This window comes from Pseudomonas sp. CBS (assembly GCF_024734645.1).
Taxonomy (GTDB): Bacteria; Pseudomonadota; Gammaproteobacteria; order Pseudomonadales; family Pseudomonadaceae; genus Aquipseudomonas.
This window is the reverse complement of record NZ_CP102929.1, coordinates 1-17,337: the sequence shown is the minus strand read 5'-3', so window position 1 is coordinate 17,337 and position 17,337 is coordinate 1. Positions and strand designations below refer to the sequence as shown.

Below are 17,337 nucleotides of genomic sequence, written 5' to 3'. Positions count from 1 at the left end.
TCAGACCACAACAATTAAGCCCTGGACCCACCAGGGCACCGAATAGAGATCCTCCCCATGCTCAGATGGTGCTCGCGTTCGATTTTCCTGCAAGTCGTGATTGGCCTGGTGATCGGCATAATCTGCGGCCTCGCCCTCCCCGAATTCTCCTCGCAACTCAAACCTCTGGGTGACGGCTTTATCAAGCTGATCAAAATGCTGATTGGCCTGATCGTATTCTGCGTGGTGGTCAGCGGTATTTCCGGCGCCGGCGACTTGAAGAAAGTCGGACGCATCGGCCTCAAGTCGGTGATCTACTTCGAAGCACTGACCACCGTGGCCCTGGTGATCGGCCTGATCATGGCCTTCAGCACCGGGATCGGCACCGGCGCCAATATTCACCTGGAACAACTGTCGTCTGCCGGCTTGAATGAGCTGGCCGACAAAGGCCAGCACATCAAGGGCACCAGCCAGTTCCTGATGGACCTGATCCCCAACTCGGTGATCGGCGCCTTCGCGGACAACAACGTGCTGCAAGTGCTGTTGTTCTCGGTGTTATTTGGCAGCGCGCTGAACCTGGTGGGCGAAGCCGCCTCCGGTATCTCGCGATTGATCAACGAGCTGAGCCACGTGATCTTCCGCATCATGGGCATGATCGTGCGCCTCGCCCCCATCGGCGTGTTCGGCGCCATCGCCTTCACCACCAGTACTTATGGCCTGGACTCCCTGCAACACCTGGGCAGCCTGGTGGGCCTGTTCTACCTCACCTGCTTCCTGTTCGTCGCGGTGATTCTCGGCCTGGTGATGCGCCTGTCGGGCCTGCGGATGATGCCGCTGCTCAAGTACCTGCGGGAAGAACTGTTGATCGTGATGGGCACCGCCTCCTCCGATGCAGTGTTGCCCCAGATCATGCGTAAACTGGAGCACCTCGGGATTGGCAGCTCCACCGTGGGCCTGGTGATTCCGACGGGGTACTCGTTCAACCTCGACGGTTTCTCGATCTACCTGACCCTGGCCATCGTGTTTATCGCCAACGCCACCGGCACGCCGCTGTCGATGACCGACCTGCTGACCATCCTGCTGGTGTCGCTGATCACCTCCAAGGGCGCCCACGGGATTCCGGGCTCGGCACTGGTGATTCTGGCGGCGACACTGACCGCAATCCCGGCCATTCCCGTGGTGGGCCTGGTGCTGGTGTTGGCGGTGGACTGGTTCATGGGCATTGGCCGGGCGCTGACCAACCTGATCGGCAACTGCGTCGCCACCGTGGCCATCGCCCGCTGGGAAAAAGACATCGATATCCAGCGCGCCAACAAGGTGCTGGACGGGCAACAAGGGTATGCCTTCCAGGCCAAGAAGCCGGTAGTGCCCGCCCACCAAGAGTTCTGATGAGACTGACTCATCCCCTGTGGCGAGGGAGCTTGCTCCCGCTGGACTGCGCAGCAGGCCCATTTTTTGGGGCCGCTTCGCGCCCCAGCGGGAGCAAGCTCCCTCGCCACACAAAGCAGACAGTCCAATTTAAAGGGAGCCACACGTGATCACCTCGTCAACCGTCGTCAATTCAGTGGTAGAAAAACTGCGCGCCGCCCTGGCGAGGGGTCAGTGGCGGCGCGGCGAGATGCTGCCCGGCCAGCGTGAACTGGCCGAGCAAATGGGCATCAGCCGCCCAAGCCTGCGCGAAGCGGTGATCGTACTGGAAACCCTCGGCCTGGTACGTTCCATGCCCGGCAAGGGCGTGGTGGTGCTGGAAACCACCCTCAGCGAATCCCAGGCCCAGGACAGCGGCGTGGCCGACGCCAGCCTCGAAGACATCCTGCAACTGCGCTACACCCTCGAGCCGTTTATCGTAGGTTTAGTGGCGCAATCCATCAGCAGCAAGGAAGTCGGGCAACTGCGCCTGACCCTGATGGACATGCGCGAAGCCCTCGACGCCGGCGACAGCGAAGCCGGGATGAACGCCTACATCGCGTTCCACGAAGAACTGTTCGCCCTGACCTCCAACCCGATCTTCCAGAACGTGGTGCAACAGACCAGCAACGCCCTCAAGCAAAGCGCCCAGGTGCTGCGCAACTCCCCCGAACACCTGGCGGAACGCTTGCAGGAAAACGACGCCGTGGTGCGCGCGATCCGCAACAAAAACAGCGCCCTCGCCAGCGCCGAAATGCGCCGGCATATCCTGCAGGAAGGCTTGCGCATGGGCATTCGCTTGAACATCCCGGATGACCATCTGGGTAGCTGACTTCCAGGAGACCGCGCATGACCGCTCACGCCCTGCACACCCCTTTCCCCTTTACGCCGTTGCGCCTGGTAGGCAAGCCGAAACTCTCGGTGGACGACATCTACCCGGCGTTGTTCGACGCCATTCTCGAGCAACGCATCGCCCCCGCCAGCCGTTTTACCGAGGAGAGCCTCGGGCAAAGTTTTGGCGTCAGCCGCAGCGTGATTCGCCGAGTGCTGGCGCGGCTGTCGCACCAGCAAGTGATCATCCTGCGGCCCAACCATCGGGCCCAGGTGGCGGCACCGGATGCACAACAGACCCAGCAGATTCTCGAGGCGCGACGCCTGACGGAAATCACCGTGGTGCAGTTGGCGTGTGCCCAGGCGAAACCGGCGCAGATCCGCCAACTGCGGGAGTTGATCGCACGGGAGCGCGACTGCATCGAGCGTGACGAACGTGGCCCGGCGATTCGCCTTTCCGGAGAATTTCACCTGCAATTGGCGGCAATTGCGGGCAACGCGCCGCTGGCACAATTTCTCAACAGCCTGGTGCCGCTCACCTCATTGGCGATTGCGCAGTTTGAGGCCAAGGCTTGCACGTATTGCGCATGGCAGGAACACATGGCGATTGTGGAGGCGGTGGAGCAAGGCGATGCCGGCAAAGCCGTAGCCTTAATGACTCAACATCTGGACCATCTGGAAGCCAAGCTCCTTATCACGTAGCAGCTGTCGAGCCTTGGCGAGGCTGCGTCGGCGGTGTGTCTGATACACCGCAAACGCAGCCTCGCCAAGGCTCGACAGCTGCTACGCAGAGCCAACCCTGTAAATGGCGCACACAAAAAAGCCCGGCATCTTTCGATACCGGGCTTTTTGTTTTAACGCTCAGTCAGACCCGTTACAGCACCGACTGGCCGCTCATCGCCAGGTCCAGTAACTCACGGTTGGCTACCGCGTACATGGCGTAGTCCGTACCGACCGCAGCACGAATCTCCACCATCATCGCGCGCCAGCGCTCCACCATGCTGGCGTTCTGCTCAAGCCATAGCGCCACGCGGGCTTCCATGTCTTCTGGCGCATCGGCCATTTGCAGAACCTTGATGGTGATCGCCCGTTGCTGCCAGTCCACGTCGTCGCGGAAGGCTTCGCGGGCCTGGGCCTGCCAGTTGTTGCCCACCGGCAGATCGCTGATCTGCTGCAGGTACCACGGCAAGTCCAGGGCGCTGCCCACGGCGAAGTACGCCTTGGCCACGTCCGCAGCGCTCTGACCAGTCACGTCAGCGGCTTCGATGATCGGCAGCAAGGTGTACAGGTGGGTAGTGCCTGCCACCATGCGCGCCAACAACTCTGGCACACCGGCTTCGACATAGGCTTGGTAACGGTTCTGCCAGCCTTCGCGGGTCGGACCTTCCAGCAGTTCGTCGAGCTTGAGGCCCAACGCCGCCAGGTGCGGACCGAAGTGCGCGACGTCACGGGCAGCATCCTGCTCGTTGCGCCGGCTGCGCAGGAACCAGCGTGTAGCACGGCGGCCCAGGCGCATCAGTTCGTCCATCAACGCCAGTTGCACTTCAGCCGAAACCTGGTGGTCCAGGGCTTCGATCTGACGGAACCAGTGCGGGAGGTGGAAGATGTCACGCACGATCACGTAAGCACCGGCCACGTTCGCCGGGCTCATGCCGGTGGACTCTTTCAACCGCTGAACAAAGGTGATGCCCATGTGGTTGACCAGGTCGTTGGCGATCTGGGTGCTGACGATCTCGCGCTTCAGACGATGGCGACGCATGGCTTCGGAGAACTTCGCCACCAGGCTCGGCGGGAACGCGGTCTCCATGTCGCGGGTCAGGTAGTCGTCATCCGGTACCAGAGACTTGAGCAACGCTTCCTTGAGGTCGATCTTGCTGTAGGAGATCAGTACCGACAGCTCCGGACGGGTCAGGCCCTTGCCGGTGGCGGCACGCTCGGTCAGTTGATCTTCCGAAGGCAGGTACTCGATGGCGCGGTCCAGCTTGCCACGGCTTTCCAGGTCGCTCATCAGGCGCTTGTACTCGGCCGCTCGCTCGAAGGCTTTGCGGGCAGCCAGGGACAGGGCCTGGGTTTGCTTGTAGTTGTTGCCCAACACCAGGCTGCCGACTTCGTCGGTCATGCTCGCCAGCAACTGGTTGCGCTGCTTGTCGGTCATGTCGCCGGCCTGCACCACTTCGTTGAGCAGGATCTTGATGTTCACTTCGTGGTCGGAGCAATCCACACCACCGGCGTTGTCGATGAAGTCGGTGTTGGAACCGCCGCCATTGAGGCCGAATTCCACACGACCCAATTGGGTCATGCCGAGGTTACCGCCCTCGCCCACTACCTTGCAGCGCAACTCGTTGCCGTTGACGCGCAGGGCGTCGTTGGCCTTGTCGCCCACATCGGCGTGGCTTTCGGTGCTGGCCTTGACGTAAGTACCGATACCGCCATTCCACAACAGGTCCACCGGCGCCTTGAGCAAGGCGTTCAGCAGTTCGGTCGGGGTCAGCTTGTCGGCCTGGATGTCGAAGCGTTCTTTCATCTGCGGCGAGATGGCAATGCTCTTCGCGCTGCGCGAGAAGATACCGCCACCTTCCGACATGATGCTGGTGTCGTAGTCGGTCCAGGCCGAGCGCGGCAGGTCGAACAGGCGCTGACGTTCAGCGAAACTGTTGGCCGGGTTCGGGTTTGGATCGATGAAGATGTGCAGGTGGTTGAAGGCCGCGACCAGTTGCAGCTTGTCGGACATCAACAGGCCGTTGCCGAACACGTCGCCGGCCATGTCGCCCACGCCCACCACAGTGATGCTGTCTTGCTGGACGTTGATGCCGCGCTCACGGAAGTGACGCTGCACACCCACCCAGGCACCCTTGGCGGTGATGCCCATTTTCTTGTGGTCGTAACCGGCAGAACCGCCGGAAGCGAACGCGTCACCCAGCCAGAAGCCGTAATCGATGGCGATGCCGTTGGCGATGTCGGAGAAGGTCGCAGTGCCCTTGTCCGCTGCTACTACCAGGTACGGGTCATCGTTGTCGTGGCGTACCACGTTCAACGGTGGCACCAGGGCGCCGTCTTTCAGGTTGTCGGTAATGTCCAACAGGCCGGAAATGAAGATGCGGTAGCAGGCGATGCCCTCGGCCGCGATCTCGTCCCGGCTGCCGCCCAATGGCAGACGACGCGGCAGGAAACCGCCCTTGGCGCCCACCGGCACGATCACCGAGTTCTTCACTTGCTGGGCTTTTACCAGGCCCAATACTTCAGTGCGGAAGTCTTCTTCACGGTCAGACCAACGCAGGCCGCCGCGAGCGACGTTACCAAAGCGCAGGTGCACGCCTTCAACCCGTGGCGAGTAGACGAAGATTTCAAACTTCGGCACCGGCTTCGGCAATTCTGGAATGGCGTGCGGGTTGAACTTGAAGCTGAAGTACGACTTGTTCTGACCGTTGGCATCCGCCTGGTAGAAGTTGGTCCGCAAGGTAGCCTTGATCAGGTCCAGGTAGCGACGCAGGATACGGTCTTCGTTGAGCACCTGAACGTCGTCCAGGGCCGTGAGGATCGCTTGTTCCAAGCGTTGCTGCTTGTCTTCCAGGTCTTCGGCGGTGAGCTTGCGCGCCAGGTAGAAGCGAGTCTTGAACAACCGGGTCAACTCGCGGGCGATGTCGGTGTGGTTGTTCAGGGTGCTGGCGATGTATCCCAGGTCGAAGCCCAGGCGAATCTGCTTCAGGTAACGGGCGTAGGCACGCAGCAGCGCGACATCGCGCCATGGCAGGCCGGCGGTCAGTACCAGGCGGTTGAACGCATCGTTCTCGGCATCGCCATTGACGATGTGCACGAACGCGTCCTGCAGGGTGTCGTTGAGCTGCTGGATATCGAGGTTCAGGCCTTCAGCGGCGGTGAACGCGAAATCGTGAATCCAGAACTCGCGGCCATTGGCATGACGCAGGCGGTACGGGAATTCACCCAGTACACGCAGGCCGAGGTTTTCCAGGATCGGCAGTACGTCGGACAGTGCCAGTGGGGTGTCGGCGTGATACAGCTTGCAGTGCAACTCGCGCTGACCGGAAACCTGGCCCAATGGCTGGTAGAAGCTCATCACCAGCGGGTTGGCTTCGGTGAGGCTGAGCAAGTGTTGCATGTCGACCACGGCCGAATGCGCCGCGAAACGCTCACGGTAGCCGGCCGGGAAGCCTTTCGGGAAATCCGCCAGCACGTTGGTGCCGTGGGCTTCGCCGAAGCTTTCCACCACCAGGCTGGAGTAGTCGTCCTGCCAGCTGCGGCAGGCCTGCACCACTTCTTTTTCCAGTTGCAGCGGGTCGATGTCCAGGCGGTTCTTCGGGTCTACCCGCAGGATCAGCTGGACGCGAGCCAGTACGGACTCGGAGAAGAAAGTCCAGAACTCGCAGTCCGAGGCTTTCAGGCGGTCCATCAGGACTTGCTGGATCTTCTGGCGCACCTCGGTGGAATAGATGTCCCGCGGCACATAGGCCAGGCAGTAGCAGAAGCGACCGTACGGGTCTTTGCGCAGGAACACGCGGATCTTGTTGCGTTCCTGGATCTGCACGATCGACATCACGGTGCTGAACAGCTCGTCCACCGGGGTCTGGAACAGATCATCACGGGGCAGCACCTCGACCACCTGGGCCAGTTCCTTGCCCAAGTGCGCCTTGGCCTGGAAGCCCGAACGACGTTCGATTTCCGCAACCTTGCGACGGATGTAAGGAATCACTCGCACGCTTTCGCCGTACACCGAGGAGGTGTAGAGGCCCATGAAGCGGCATTCCTTGACGACCTTGCCGTCGGCATCGATCTGGCGGATCGACACGTAGTCCGGGTAGGCCGGGCGGTGTACGCGGCTTGGGTGAGCAGCCTTGGCGAACGACAGCACAGCCGGCTCGCGCAGGTAGTTCACTGCGTAGTCTTCGATGCGCAGGTCATCGGCCGTCAGGCCCGGGCGCAGCAGCTTGGTCAGACCGAGGAACGAGTGGGTGTCATATTCGATATGACCGCCATCCGCCTCGTCACGTACCACAAACTCTTCATAGCCGAGGAAGGTGAAGTGGTTGCCCACCAGCCATTCCAGGAAGCTCTTGATCTCGGCTTTTTCTTCGCCGTCGATCACGTACGAGCTGGCGTCGATACCGGCCAGCAGCTCCTGGACCTTGGCTTTCATCGGTTCGAAATCGGCGACTGCAACGCGCACTTCGCCCAGTACCTGCTCAAGTTCCTTGCTCAGGACACTCAGCTCGGCGGCGTTGGCGCAACGGTCGATTTCCAAGTACATCAGCGATTCTTGCTGAACGTCTTCGCCCTGGGTGCCTTTCGGCAGGATTTCCAGCAACTCGCCCTTCTTGCCACGACGCACGCTGAGCACGGTGGTTTGCAGGGTATGGATGCTGTAGCCACGACGGTTCAGCTCGGTGCGTACCGAGTCCACCAGGAATGGCAGGTCGTGGTGCAGCACTTCGACCGCGGTGTGGGTCGATTGCCAGCCATGACGTTCGTAATCGGGGTTGTAGACCCGCACTTGCGGTTGGTTGTGATCAAAGCGCTCAAGCAGGCGCCAGGCAGACAGGGTGCAACCGGCCAGGTCGGACAAGCGACGCTGGGTCAGTTCATCCAGGGAAATAATGCCGAAAAATTGTTCAGCGAACAGCGCCACTTGTGGCAGTGCCTGTTCACTGATGTGCTGCGCCAGTGCCGCTTGCAGTTGATGCTGGAAGTCGGCTTTGCTGGCTGCGGTGAAGAACGCCATCTGTGGTACTCCGCTTGGGCTTGTTATTGATGGAAGCGTCGCGTGTTATCCCCTTGCGGGGAGACCGTCAGCTCTGTTCGCGGTCTACAGTAACGAATTCAGAGTGACAGGTGGGTGAAGCTGGACAAGACAATGAGGTCACATTCAACTTCCATAGGATGCGTACCTTGCCAGGTGACGGTACGACGGGCAGGTCAGACTCCTGGCAGGCTTGGAACGAGAGCCGCATCCGTTGCGCAGCTTAACGAGTGTAGGAAGCAGGCTGCTTGCGACGCTGCGACATATTCGGTCATCGGCACGCTGCTGACGGGTTGCGACTTGGGCAACCGAGTGTTTTCGGAGAAATCCCGAGGCGCCGAGTACCGGAAATGACTGATATAGCCCGTCAGGTCATACCACAAGGTCTGACACACGATGCAGCACAAAATTCGCCGCAATGGCACAATTGCCCTGCTTCGCCCTCCCCCAGACAGGATTAACCATGCCATTGCAACTCACCACCGCCCACCTGATCGTCAACCCGTGCGATGACGAAGAAGACAACATGGCCATGCTCTGCTGCCACGGCGACAAGGGCGAGATGTTCATGGTGACCCGTTATCCGGATGAGGACGAAGTGGAGATCACCTGGGATTACGAGCCGTCGACCCTGGACGGGCTGAAGATCACCCTGAGTACTACGACGCTGGTGGTGGAGATTGGCGCAGCGGATGCAGATGCGTTGGGCGGCAGCGATCATCTGGAAATCAGCCACGGCACCGCCGAGTCGGACCTGGCCGAAGTGGAGGAAACCCTGCAGAACATTCTCAAGGGCACCGGGACCTATATCCGGGCCTAGCTGCCAAACCCGCACAATGTGGCGAGGGAGCTTGCTCCCGCTGGGCTGCGAAGCGGCCCCAATCCAGCCAACTGCGTTCTGCCTGGAAAAACTGGGCAGCCTTATTGGGGCTGCTGCGCAGCCCAGCGGGAGCAAGCTCCCTCGCCACAAAGGAGGGTACCCGTCGGCAAAAACCTCAGAAATTTCCCACATTTGCCAAAAAATACCCCCCGCGCCGTTAGTCTCCACCCCCTCCGATGCATTAAAGTAACGCCCCCAGGCCTGGCATTTTTCGCAATGCCCAGTCTCACCCCTCCAGGAACCGTCATCGATGGAACATCGTGAAGCGCTGCTTGCGCTGCGAACCTTTCTTTCAACGCAGATTCTCGGCCAGGAAAAACTCATCGAGCGCTTGCTCATTGCCCTGCTCGCCGATGGCCATATGCTGGTTGAAGGCGCTCCCGGCCTGGCCAAGACCAAGGCTATCAAGGAGCTTGCCGAAGGGATCGAGGCACAGTTCCATCGCATCCAGTTCACACCCGACCTGCTGCCCGCCGACATCACCGGCACCGAGATCTATCGCCCGGAAACCGGCAGTTTCGTGTTCCAGCAAGGCCCGATCTTCCACAACCTGGTGCTGGCGGACGAAATCAATCGGGCCCCGGCCAAGGTGCAGTCGGCATTGCTCGAAGCCATGGCCGAGCGCCAGGTCAGCGTGGGGCGCAGCACTTACGAGTTGTCGCCGTTGTTCCTGGTGATGGCCACGCAAAACCCCATCGAGCAGGAAGGCACCTACCCGCTGCCTGAAGCCCAGCTCGACCGGTTCCTGATGCACGTGAAAATCGGCTTCCCGGACGCCGCTGTCGAGCGCCGCATCCTGCAGCAAGCCCGTGGCGAAGCGCTAAACGGCGAGACCAAGCCCGAGCGTCGGGTCAGCCAGCAGGCGATTTTCGCCGCGCGCAAGGAAATCCTTGGCCTGTACATGGCCGACGCGGTGGAGGAATACCTGGTGCAACTGGTCATGGCCACCCGTACCCCGGCCAAGTTCGACCCGGAAATGGCCGAGTGGATTGCCTATGGCGCCAGCCCGCGCGGCTCGATTGCCCTGGACCGCTGCGCCCGGGCCCACGCCTGGCTGGCCGGTCGCGATTTCGTCAGCCCGGAAGACATTCAGGCGGTGCTGTTCGACGTGCTGCGTCACCGGATCATTCTGTCGTTCGAAGCTGAAGCGGCCGGTATCGACCAGGACCGCGTGGTGCAACGCATTCTCGACGTCGTTGCCGTCGCTTGACGCCCATGAACGCTGGCGATGGAACCCGTGTCACCTTGAGCGAATTGATCGAGATGCGCCATCGCGTCCGAGAAGTGCAGTTGTTTTCCACGCCGAGCCAGCGTAGCCCGCTGATCGGCCTGCACCACTCGAAACTGCGCGGGCGCGGGGTCGACTTCGATCAGGTGCGGGTCTACCAGGCCGGCGACGACGTACGCACCATCGACTGGCGCGTCACCGCACGTACTCAGGAGCCCCACACCAAGCTGTTCCATGAAGAACGCGAACGGCCGATCTTCATCATGGTGGAGCAAAGCTGCCGCTTGTTCTTCGGCTCGGGGCAGATGTTCAAGTCGGTGCTGGCGGCCCAGGCGGCGAGCCTGATTGGCTGGGCGGCACTGGGCCACAATGACCGGGTCGGCGGGCTGGTGTTCGGTGACAGCGAGCACTACGAAATCAAACCCCGGCGCAGTAAGCAAAGCCTGCTGCAACTGCTCAACCGTCTGGTACGGGTCAACCAGAGCCTCAACACCGAGCGCCGCCCGGAAGCCGACGCCCTCGGCATGGCCTTGCGCCGTGCCCGGGAAGTGCTACGCCCAGGCAGTCTGGTGATTGTAATCTGCGACGAGCGCGCCCTGACCGAAGGCGCCGAGCAACAGCTGAGCCTGTTGTCGCGGCATTGCGACCTGCTGCTGTTGCCGGTTTCCGACCCGCTGGACCACGCCCTGCCCGCTGCCGGCCTGCTTCGCTTCGCGGAACGTGGCGCCCAGCTGGAACTGGACACCCTGAATTTTGATCTGCGCCAGGCCTACAAGGCCCAGGCCGAAGCCCGCAGCGCACGCTGGGAATTGCTCGCGCAAAAGCTGCGGGTGCTGTTGATGCCCTTGAGTACCCAGGGTGAAATGGTCGAGCAACTGCGCGAATACCTGAACCCGCAACGCCCGGTTAAAAAGCAATGAGCAGCCTCGACCAACTGCAACCCCTGATCGCCCCGCCGGTGATCGGCTTCTGGCCGCCGGCGCCGGGCTGGTGGCTGTTGCTGCTGATCATCCCGCTGGCGGGTTGGGGCCTCTGGTGGCTGCGCCGCTTCCTGCCGGCCAAGCGCCCGCTGGCCCGTGCCGAGCAACCCCTGGACCCGCTGCGCATCGCCGCCCTCGCCGAACTGGCCCTGATGCCCAAACCCTACGACGGCGCGCCGGCCGGTGCCTGGCTGCAACAACTCAACGGCCTGCTCAAACGCCTGTGCCGCAATGACTACCCCTACAGCCAGAGCCACACCCTCAACGGCCGCAAATGGCTGGCGTTCCTCGACAACCGCTGCCCCGCCGCTGGCCTGACCCGTTGGATGGTGCTGGTGGAAGGTGCCTACAAGCCCGAATGCAAACTCGACGACAAGGCCATCGCCGGGCTGACCCAAGCCGTCGACACCTGGATTCGCAAACATGTTTGAGTTCGCCTGGCCGTGGATCTTTGCCCTGTTGCCATTGCCCTGGTTGCTGCGCCTCATCCTGCCGGCGGCCGACAGTGGCGAACCGGCGCTGAAGGTCAGCTTCCTCAGCGACCTCGAAGGCTTGGCCCGTCGCCGTGCGCGGGTCAACCTGCCGGGATGGCGCCAGCAAGCGCCGTTCGTGTTCCTGTGGCTGCTGCTGTTAACCGCCGCCGCGCGCCCGGAATGGCTCGGCGAGCCCTTGCCGATTGCAGCCAGCGGCCGCGACTTGCTGGTGGCCGTGGACGTTTCTGGCTCGATGGACTTCCCCGATATGCAATGGCAGGACGAGGACGTCAGCCGCCTGAGCCTGGTCAAGCACCTGCTGGGGGATTTCCTGGAGGGCCGCGAGGGTGACCGAGTGGGATTGATCCTGTTCGGCAGCCAGGCTTATCTGCAAGCGCCGCTGACCTTTGACCGACGCACCGTGCGCACCTGGCTGGACGAAGCACGAATCGGCATCGCCGGTAAAAACACCGCGATTGGCGACGCCATCGGCCTGGCCCTCAAGCGCCTGCGCCAGCGTCCGGCCCAAAGCCGGGTGCTGATTCTGGTTACCGACGGCGCCAACAATGCCGGCGAAATCGACCCGCTGACCGCCGCCCGCCTGGCCGCCGAAGAAGGCGTGAAAATCTATCCGATCGGCATCGGCGCAGACCCCGAGGAAACCGGGTCCCTGGGCGTCCTCGGCGTCAACCCGAGCCTGGATCTTGACGAACCGGCCCTCAAGGCCATCGCCGATGCCACCGGCGGCCGCTACTTCCGCGCCCGCGACGGCAACGAACTGTTGAAGGTCAAGGAAACCCTCGACCAGCTTGAGCCCGTGGCCCAGCAACCGACTCAGGCGCGCCCTGCGCAAGCGCTGTACAGCGCGCCGCTGGCGTTGGCGCTGGTCCTCAGCATGCTGCTGGTGATCCAGGAGCGCTGGCCGGATAACGCCCTGCAACGGCTGCTCAACAAACTCTCGAGCAAGGGCCGTTTCCTGCAACCCAATCCTGAATGGCGCGAGCGCCTCAAACGCCTGCGTTTGCGGAGGCGTCGATGATCGCCTTGTGGCCGCACTGGTTCCGCCCCTGGTGGCTGTTGCTGTTGCCGCTGCTCGGCTGGCTGCTGTGGCAGTTGTGGCACCGCCAGAAACGCGCCGGGCGCTGGCAGATGATTCTGCCGCCGGCGTTCCATGCCGCGTTGCTCAGCGGCGGCAGTGGCCGCGAAAGCAAGTCGCCATGGGTGGTGCTCGGCATCGCCTGGCTGCTGGCCGTGCTGGCGTTGCTTGGCCCGAGCTGGCAGCGCGTCGAGCAGCCCAGCCAGAAACCTGCCGACCCGCTGGTGGTGTTGCTGGAGTTGACCCCGGAAATGCTCGCCACCGACAGCCCGCCCAGCCGCCTCGAACAGGCGCGGCGCAAGCTGTTCGACTTGCTTCAGGCCCGCAGCGATGCGCAGACCGCCATCGTGGTCTACGCCGGCAGCGCGCACACGCTGGTGCCGCTGTCCGACGACCTGGCCACCAGCCATAACCTGCTGGAAGCCCTGCGCCCCTCGATCATGCCCGAGCCCGGCCACCGCGCAGACCTGGCGGTGGAAAAAGCCCTGAGCCTGCTCAAGCATGGCGGCCTCGGCCAGGGCCGACTGCTGCTGATCGGCTCTTCCCTGTCCAAGCAGGAGCGCCAGGGCATCCGCCTGCAGTTGCAAAGCAACCAGGCGCCGAGCTTGTCGATCCTCGGCATCGGCAGCCGTGAAGGCACGCCGGTGACCCAGGAAAGCGGCGAATTCCTCAAGGACGCCCAAGGCGCAATCCTCGTACCGCGTCTCGACAGCCCGACCCTCAAGGCCTTCGCCAGCGAAATGGGCGGCCTCTACCGCCAGGCACGCCTGGACGACAAGGACCTGCGCCACCTCGGGATGCTGGACGGCCCGCAAAGCCTGCGCAATGACGGCCAACTGCTGCACCTCGACACCTGGGCCGACCAGGGTTACTGGCTGCTCTTGCCGCTATTGCTGCTGGCCGCCTGCGCCGGGCGCCGTGGCTGGCTGTTCTTCTTGCCGTTGCTGCTGTTGGGCGCGCCGCAGCCCAGCTATGCCTTCGACTTCCAGGACCTGTGGTTGCGCCCCGACCAACAGGGCCAACTGCTGCTGAAGAAAAAACGCCCGGCCGAAGCGGCCGAACATTTCGAAGACCCTCAATGGCAAGGCGTCGCGCTGTATGAAGCGGGCAACTATGCCGAAGCCGCCAAACGGTTTGCCGAGGGCAACGACGCCTATTCCCACTACAATCGGGGCAATGCCCTGGCCAAAAGCGGCGAGCTGGAAGCGGCGATCGACGCCTACGAACAAGCCCTCGAAGCCCAGCCCGACTTGCAGCCGGCGCTGAAGAACAAAGCGCTGGTGGAAAGCCTGATGCAGCAGGAACCGGAAAAAACCGAGCCGGCCAAACCGGCAAAAAACGAGGATGACGAAACCACGCAACCCGGCCAGACTGCGCAACCGGGCGCCAGCAGCCAGACCGCCACCGGTGGCGAGCAGACGTCCCAAGGCCAGGGCCAGCCCGGCGCGACCGACACGCAAACCGGGGCCACGCCCCACGCCGGCAGCAACGAGGTCCCCGGCAGCGAGTTGGGTGATGAGCAAACCACCACCCCGCCCCTGCGCCCCGCAAACGGCAACATTGAAGGCGAACAGCGCCAGGCCCTGGAACAATGGCTGCGGCAGATCCCGGACAACCCCGGCGAGCTGCTGCGACGCAAATTCTGGTACGAACAGCAACAACATCAGGACAAGACTCGATGAACCGCTGCACCGCCCTTCTTCTCACCCTCGCGTTGTGGGCCAGCCAGGCCCAGGCAGCCGGCCTGGTGGCCAGTGTCGACCGCAGCCGCATCAATTCCGGGGAGACGGTGGAACTGACGGTGGAGTCCAACGATGTCACGCTGTTCGGCAAGCCGGACCTGGCGCCCCTGGACCCGCTGTTTGAAGTCAGCGGCACCCGCCAGATCAACCAGCTCACTACATTGGGTGGCGATAACCACGCCACCACCCGCTGGATCATCACCCTGCTGCCCAGGCAGAACGGCACCGTGGTGATTCCGCCGTTGCAGATCGGCGAACTCAAGACCCAGCCGATCACCCTGCAAGTGGTGGAGACCGTCAGCCAGAACACCGAGGCCCAACTGGCCCCGGTATTCATCGAAACCAACCTCGACCAGGACAGTGTCTACGTCCAGGCCCAGGCGTTGCTCACCGTGCGTGTCTACCACTCGGTGTCGCTGTACGACGACAGCAGCCTCACGCCGTTGCAGGTTGCCGATACGCGCATCGAACAATTGGGCGAGTCGCGCACCTACGAAAAAGTCATCAATGGCATACGCCATGGCGTGATCGAAACCCGCTATGCGATCTACCCGCAGCACAGCGGCACGTTGACCATTCCGGCGCAGACATTCAGCGCCACCCTGGTGGAGCCACGGCCCGCCCAGGACAACAACCCCCAAGGCTCCAAGCCCGGCAAACTGATCCACGTCAGCTCGCCGGAGTTGTCGCTGACCGTCAAGGCCAAACCGGCAATGTACCCGGCCGACGCTCCCTGGCTGCCGGCACGCAGCCTGACTCTCACGGAAAGCTGGAACCCCGAGCCCGATCACGTACAGGTCGGCGACTCCCTGACCCGCAGCCTCACCTTGAAAGCCGAAGGCCTGGCCGGCGCGCAACTGCCGCCGCTGGCGCTGAGCGACATCCCCGGCCTGCGCCGCTACCCCGACCAGCCGGTGCTGAGCAACCAGAACAACGACCGTGGCCTGATCGGCAGCCGTGAAGACCGCGAAGCCCTGGTGCCCAACCGTGTCGGCGCACTCGAACTGCCCGCGGTGGAAGTGGTGTGGTGGAACACCCACGAAGACCACCTGGAACGCACCAGCCTGCCGGCGCGCACCCTGCAAGTGGCGACCAACCCGAGCCTGATCGTCGACACGCCGGCCAGCCCGACCGTGATCACCGCGCCGGACAATGACAGCCTGTGGATCTGGCAACTGACCAGCCTGATCCTGGCCTGCACCACCCTGCTGGGCTTCGGGTTGTGGTGGCGTGCGCGCTGGCAGCCGGCAATCCTGCGCGCCGCGCAAACCGGCCCGAGCCCGCGCACCTTGCTGGACGACCTCAAGCGGGCGAGCCAGGCCAATGACCCGCAGGCCACGCGCCAGGCACTGGATGCCTGGGCGCGGCAGCAGCCGGAAACCCTGGCGGACATGGCCGCGCGGTTTGTGCCGCTGTCGGATGCGCTGGATGGGTTGAACGGCGCGCTGTACAGCGAGAGTGGGCAGTATTGGCAGGGTGAGGAATTGTGGCGGGCGGTGAAGGCGATTCCGATGGCGGAGCGCGAGCAGGATCCTGCGGGGGACAGCACCAGCTTGCCGCCGCTGTATCCCAAGTAGCCCCCCTTTGCAGAAACACCACGAAGCAAATGTGGGAGCGGGCTTGCTCGCGAAAGCGGTCTGTCAGTCACATATCTGCTGACTGATCTACCGCCTTCGCGAGCAAGCCCGCTCCCACATTTTTGATCTGCTGCGTCTGGGTTACTTGCGCGCCGCCTCCCACGACTTCAGCAACTCGTTATAGCTGACGGTTTCGCCCTGTGGCTTCTCATTCGCCAACTTAGGCTTCGGCGCACCCGGCTGGTCGAACCAGTACTGCGCGTCCCGCTCTTCGTTCATTTTCGGCCCGCAAATCGGCTGCACCTTGGAGCGCTCCAGGCGCGTCATGATCGCGTCCTGATCCTTGGCCAACCCGTCCAGCGCCTGCTGCGGCGTCTTCTCTCCGCTGGCCGCTTCAGAAAAACCGTGCACCTCATCGAGATGGCCCGAACCTTGGCTGATCAGGCGCTGGATTGTCTGAAACCACACTAAATTCGAAAACACCGCAAACCCAATGTGGGAGCGGGCTTGCTCGCGAAAGCGGTCTGTCAGTCACATAGCTGCTGACTGATCTACCGCCTTCGCGAGCAAGCCCGCTCCCACATTTCTGATCTGCTGCATCTGGGTTACTTGCGCGCCGCCTCCCACGACTTCAGCAACTCGTTATAGCTAAACGTCTCACCCTGTGGCTTCTCATTCGCCAACTTAGGCTTCGGCGCACCCGGCTGGTCGAACCAGTACTGCGCGTTCCGCTCTTCGTTCATTTTCGGCCCGCAAATCGGCTGCACCTTGGAGCGTTCCAGGCGCGTCATGATCGCGTCCTGATCCTTGGCCAACCCGTCCAGCGCCTGTTGCGGGGTCCGCTCTCCGCTGGCCGCTTCCGAAATACCGTGCACCTCATCGAGATGGCCCGAACCTCGGCTGATCAGGCGCTGGATTGTCTGAAACCACACTAAATTCGAAAACACCGCAAACCCAATGTGGGAGCGGGCTTGCTCGCGAAAGCGGTCTGTCAGTCACATAGCTGCTGACTGATCTACCGCCTTCGCGAGCAAGCCCGCTCCCACATTTTTGATCTGCTGCGCCTGGGTTACTTGCGCGCCGCCTCCCACGACTTCAGCAACTCGTTATAGCTGACGGTTTCGCCCTGTGGCTTCTCATTCGCCAACTTAGGCTTCGGCGCACCCGGCTGGTCGAACCAGTACTGCGCGTCCCGCTCTTCGTTCATTTTCGGTCCGCAAATCGGCTGCACCTTGGAGCGTTCCAGGCGCGTCATGATCGCGTCCTGATCCTTGGCCAAGCCATCCAGCGCCTGTTGCGGGGTCCGCTCTCCGCTGGCCGCTTCCGAAATTACCGTGCACCTCATCGAGATGGCCCGAACCTCGGCTGATCAGGCGCTGGATTGTCTGAAAC

11 protein-coding genes and 3 pseudogenes are annotated in these 17,337 nt (G+C 62.6%); 10 read left to right on the top strand and 4 right to left on the bottom strand.

Annotation, left to right across the window (positions count from 1 at the left end; translation table 11 throughout):
• The first annotated feature begins 57 nt into the window (after positions 1 to 57).
• From NVB75_RS00070 to NVB75_RS00060, 3 genes are all read left to right on the top strand, one after another.
• Complete coding sequence (locus NVB75_RS00070; protein WP_258345226.1) at positions 58 to 1,368, top strand: C4-dicarboxylate transporter DctA; 1,311 nt, start codon at positions 58 to 60, stop codon at positions 1,366 to 1,368.
• Positions 1,369 to 1,513: 145 nt separating this feature from the next.
• Positions 1,514 to 2,218, top strand: coding sequence for a FadR/GntR family transcriptional regulator (locus tag NVB75_RS00065; RefSeq protein ID WP_003212959.1), 705 nt, complete (start codon positions 1,514 to 1,516; stop codon positions 2,216 to 2,218).
• Between the two features lie 17 nt (positions 2,219 to 2,235).
• Positions 2,236 to 2,919 carry a GntR family transcriptional regulator gene (locus NVB75_RS00060; RefSeq protein WP_258345224.1) on the top strand — a complete coding sequence of 228 codons (684 nt, stop codon included), beginning with the start codon at positions 2,236 to 2,238 and terminating at the stop codon, positions 2,917 to 2,919.
• A gap of 172 nt (positions 2,920 to 3,091) precedes the next feature.
• Here NVB75_RS00060 and NVB75_RS00055 read toward each other — a convergent pair whose 3' ends face one another.
• Positions 3,092 to 7,951: an NAD-glutamate dehydrogenase gene (locus tag NVB75_RS00055; RefSeq protein ID WP_258345223.1), complete on the bottom strand. Its 4,860-nt coding sequence runs from the start codon at positions 7,949 to 7,951 to the stop codon at positions 3,092 to 3,094.
• Positions 7,952 to 8,432: 481 nt separating this feature from the next.
• On the opposite strand from NVB75_RS00055, the gene NVB75_RS00050 reads away from it, so the two are divergent.
• The 7 genes from NVB75_RS00050 to NVB75_RS00020 all read left to right on the top strand — a co-directional run bounded on the left by NVB75_RS00050 (position 8,433) and on the right by NVB75_RS00020 (position 15,945).
• Positions 8,433 to 8,789 carry a hypothetical protein gene (locus NVB75_RS00050; protein WP_258345222.1) on the top strand — a complete coding sequence of 119 codons (357 nt, stop codon included), beginning with the start codon at positions 8,433 to 8,435 and terminating at the stop codon, positions 8,787 to 8,789.
• Between the two features lie 310 nt (positions 8,790 to 9,099).
• Positions 9,100 to 10,059 (top strand): MoxR family ATPase, encoded by a 960-nt coding sequence (locus tag NVB75_RS00045; protein WP_003218556.1) that lies wholly within the window; start codon positions 9,100 to 9,102, stop codon positions 10,057 to 10,059.
• Positions 10,060 to 10,064: 5 nt separating this feature from the next.
• Positions 10,065 to 10,997 (top strand): DUF58 domain-containing protein, encoded by a 933-nt coding sequence (locus NVB75_RS00040; protein WP_003218540.1) that lies wholly within the window; start codon positions 10,065 to 10,067, stop codon positions 10,995 to 10,997.
• The gene (locus tag NVB75_RS00035) at positions 10,994 to 11,488 is read left to right on the top strand and encodes a DUF4381 domain-containing protein (protein ID WP_003218539.1); all 495 of its coding nucleotides are present in this window, start codon (positions 10,994 to 10,996) and stop codon (positions 11,486 to 11,488) included. Before NVB75_RS00040 ends, NVB75_RS00035 begins: the two co-directional genes overlap by 4 nt.
• Positions 11,481 to 12,569: a VWA domain-containing protein gene (locus NVB75_RS00030; protein WP_258345217.1), complete on the top strand. Its 1,089-nt coding sequence runs from the start codon at positions 11,481 to 11,483 to the stop codon at positions 12,567 to 12,569. The genes NVB75_RS00035 and NVB75_RS00030 overlap by 8 nt, the downstream gene beginning before the upstream one ends.
• Complete coding sequence (locus NVB75_RS00025) at positions 12,566 to 14,308, top strand: tetratricopeptide repeat protein (protein ID WP_258345216.1); 1,743 nt, start codon at positions 12,566 to 12,568, stop codon at positions 14,306 to 14,308. The genes NVB75_RS00030 and NVB75_RS00025 overlap by 4 nt, the downstream gene beginning before the upstream one ends.
• Positions 14,305 to 15,945: a BatD family protein gene (locus NVB75_RS00020; RefSeq protein ID WP_258345214.1), complete on the top strand. Its 1,641-nt coding sequence runs from the start codon at positions 14,305 to 14,307 to the stop codon at positions 15,943 to 15,945. The genes NVB75_RS00025 and NVB75_RS00020 overlap by 4 nt, the downstream gene beginning before the upstream one ends.
• Before the next feature lie 141 nt (positions 15,946 to 16,086).
• Here the strand turns inward: NVB75_RS00020 and NVB75_RS00015 are convergent.
• From NVB75_RS00015 to NVB75_RS00005, 3 pseudogenes are all read right to left on the bottom strand, one after another.
• Positions 16,087 to 16,344: pseudogene (locus NVB75_RS00015) on the bottom strand (carbohydrate ABC transporter substrate-binding protein); the annotation flags it as partial.
• 206 nt (positions 16,345 to 16,550) lie between these two features.
• Positions 16,551 to 16,811 (bottom strand): annotated as a pseudogene (locus tag NVB75_RS00010) (carbohydrate ABC transporter substrate-binding protein); the annotation flags it as partial.
• Positions 16,812 to 17,014: 203 nt separating this feature from the next.
• Positions 17,015 to 17,275 (bottom strand): annotated as a pseudogene (locus NVB75_RS00005) (carbohydrate ABC transporter substrate-binding protein); the annotation flags it as partial.
• Between the last annotated feature and the right edge of the window lie 62 nt (positions 17,276 to 17,337).